The sequence below is a fragment of the Noviherbaspirillum agri genome (genome assembly GCF_054780595.1).
On the sequence record NZ_BAAGWA010000034.1, the window covers coordinates 1 to 2,417 of the forward strand.

Below are 2,417 nucleotides of genomic sequence, written 5' to 3' on the forward strand. Positions count from 1 at the left end.
GTAAGCGCCCGGTGATCGCATCTTGAATCGGCAGGTCAAGATCGCGGAGCATCGTGTCCACCATAAACTCAAGTGGACACGTGTACACCATGGAAGAGAATCAGCAAGTACAGCCGAAGCGGCGCCGGCGCCATAGTCCGGAATTCAAGCAGAAGGTAATCCAGGCGTGCCTGCAGCCTGGGGTGTCGATCGCGGCCATCGCGCTGCGCCACGGATTGAACGCCAACCTGCTGCGCCGCTGGGTAGCGGCGCATGAGGCCCGGGAGGTGCCAGCACCCGGGCACGAGCCGGTGCTTCGGCCGGCTGCACAATTCGTTCCTCTGCCGCTTCAAGCTCCCGCGGTGCCGCCCGCCTTGCAGGATATCGTGATCGAGCTTCGACGCGGGGCGGCGACGGTAACGGTACGCTGGCCGGGCGCGGCAGCAGCAGAGTGCGCGAGCTGGCTGCAGGGCTGGCTGCGATGATTCGGATCGACGCTGCCTGGCTCGCCGTCGAACCGCTGGACATGCGCGCCGGCACCGATACCGCTCTGGCGCGGGTGGTCAAGGTCTTCGGGGCGGCCCATCCGCATCATGCCTACGTATTCGCCAACAAGAGCGCCACGCGCATCAAGGTACTGGTCTACGACGGCTTCGGCATGTGGCTGGCAGCACGCCGTCTCAACCGTGGCCGTTTCGTATGGGCCGATTCGGTCGACATCCCTTCGGTCGGACTCAATGCCGATCAACTCGGCGCCCTGGTCACAGGCCTGCCCTGGAAGACCCTGGCACACGGCCATGCCATCGCTGTGGTGTAGTGTTGGCAACACCGGGAGGTAAACTGTTTTGATTCCTTCCCCGCGGCAGTTCTGGCACACTGCCGCGCATGACCTCAGTCTCCGACCTCGATCATCTTGACGCCCAACAGCTGCGATCGCTGGCGGCGCGCCTGCTGGCCGAGATGCACGCCAAGCAGACGCTGATCGACAAGCTCACGCACGAGATGGCGACGCTCAAGCGGATCAGGTTCGCCGCCACCAGCGAAGCCTATGCCGGCGAGCAGCAACGGCTGCTGTTCGAGACGATCGACACCGATCTCGAAGCCCTGCAGGCCGAGATCGACCAGGTGACGCCCGCCGTCGCCGATCACCGCGACAAGCAGCAACCCAAACGCGCGCCCTTGCCGGCGAACTTGCCGCGCAAGGAAGTCATCCACGAACCGGAATCGACCACCTGCCGTTGCGGCTGCCAATTGCAGCGCATCGGCGAAGACATCGCCGAGAAGCTCGACTACCAGCCGGGTGTGTTCACGGTCGAGCGCCACGTGCGCGGCAAGTGGGTGTGCAAGACCTGCGAGACGCTGATACAGGCGCCGGTGGCGCCGCACATCATCGACAAGGGGATGCCGACCGCCGGCCTGCTGGCGCACGTGCTGGTGGCCAAGTATGCGGACCACCTCCCGTTGTACCGTCAGTCCGGCATCTTCGGACGCGCCGGCCTGGCGATTCCGGATTCGACACTGGCACAGTGGGTCGGCCGCTGCGGCGTGCAGCTGCAGCCGCTGGTCGATGCCTTGCGCGAGGCGCTGCTAAAGGAGGCGGTGCTGCATGCGGATGAGACGCCGGTGGCGATGCTCAAGCCGGGACACGGCAAGACGCACCGGGCGTACCTGTGGAGCTATTGCAGCACGGGCATGAGCGCGATGCAGGCGGTGGTGTTCGACTTCACCCAGACCCGGGGCGGCGAACATGCGCGTGTCTTCCTGGGCGATTGGCGCGGCACGCTGGTATGCGACGACTACGGCGGCTACAAGGCGTTGTTCCGGGCGGGCGTGACCGAAGCGGGTTGCATGGCGCACGCCCGCCGCAAGTTCCACGAATTATGGGCCAACCACAAGAGCCAGATTGCCGAAGATGCGCTCAAGCTGTTCGGCACGCTGTATGACATCGAGCGGCAAGCGCAGGAGCTGAATGTCGATCAGCGGCGCTTGCTACGGCAGCAGCAGGGACGGCCGGCGGCCGACACGCTGCACACATGGCTGCTGGCGCAACGACAGCGGGTACCGGACGGCAGTGCAACGGCGAAGGCGTTCGACTACAGTCTTGGGCGCTGGGGACCGTTGACGCATTATCTCGACGACGGCAACGTTCCGATCGACAACAACTGGGTGGAGAACCGCATCCGGCCCATTGCCCTGGGCCGGAACAACTGGCTATTTGCCGGCAGTCTGCGTGCCGGGCAGCGCGCCGCGGCCGTCATGAGCCTGATCCAGTCCGCCCGGTTGAACGGGCATGACGTCTTCGCGTACATGAAGGATGTGCTGGAACGTTTGCCGTCCTTGCCGGCCCGCCGTATCGACGAACTCCTGCCGCATCGCTGGCGTCCCGCCGCGTAACTTCACGCTCCTCCAGCCTCAAGACGGGATGGCCGGGCGCTTAC

General features: G+C 65.2%; 3 protein-coding genes. All 3 read left to right on the top strand.

What is annotated here, in order from left to right:
• Positions 1–53: 53 nt before the first annotated feature.
• The 3 genes from tnpA to tnpC all read left to right on the top strand — a co-directional run bounded on the left by tnpA (position 54) and on the right by tnpC (position 2,373).
• The gene (gene tnpA, locus ACYVIA_RS22210) at positions 54–464 is read left to right on the top strand and encodes an IS66-like element accessory protein TnpA (RefSeq protein ID WP_460844475.1); all 411 of its coding nucleotides are present in this window, start codon (positions 54–56) and stop codon (positions 462–464) included.
• Entirely contained in the window at positions 461–796 is a 336-nt protein-coding gene (tnpB, locus tag ACYVIA_RS22215; protein WP_460844476.1) for an IS66 family insertion sequence element accessory protein TnpB, read from the top strand. The genes tnpA and tnpB overlap by 4 nt, the downstream gene beginning before the upstream one ends.
• A 68-nt stretch (positions 797–864) precedes the next feature.
• The gene (tnpC, locus tag ACYVIA_RS22220) at positions 865–2,373 is read left to right on the top strand and encodes an IS66 family transposase (protein ID WP_460844478.1); all 1,509 of its coding nucleotides are present in this window, start codon (positions 865–867) and stop codon (positions 2,371–2,373) included.
• The last annotated feature ends 44 nt before the right edge of the window (positions 2,374–2,417 follow it).

Excerpts from the sequence above, each read along its gene's own strand:
- tnpB (WP_460844476.1), top strand. The coding sequence starts at position 461 with ATGATTCGGATCGACGCTGCCTGGCTCGCCGTCGAACCGCTGGACATG.
- tnpC (WP_460844478.1), top strand. The coding sequence starts at position 865 with ATGACCTCAGTCTCCGACCTCGATCATCTTGACGCCCAACAGCTGCGA.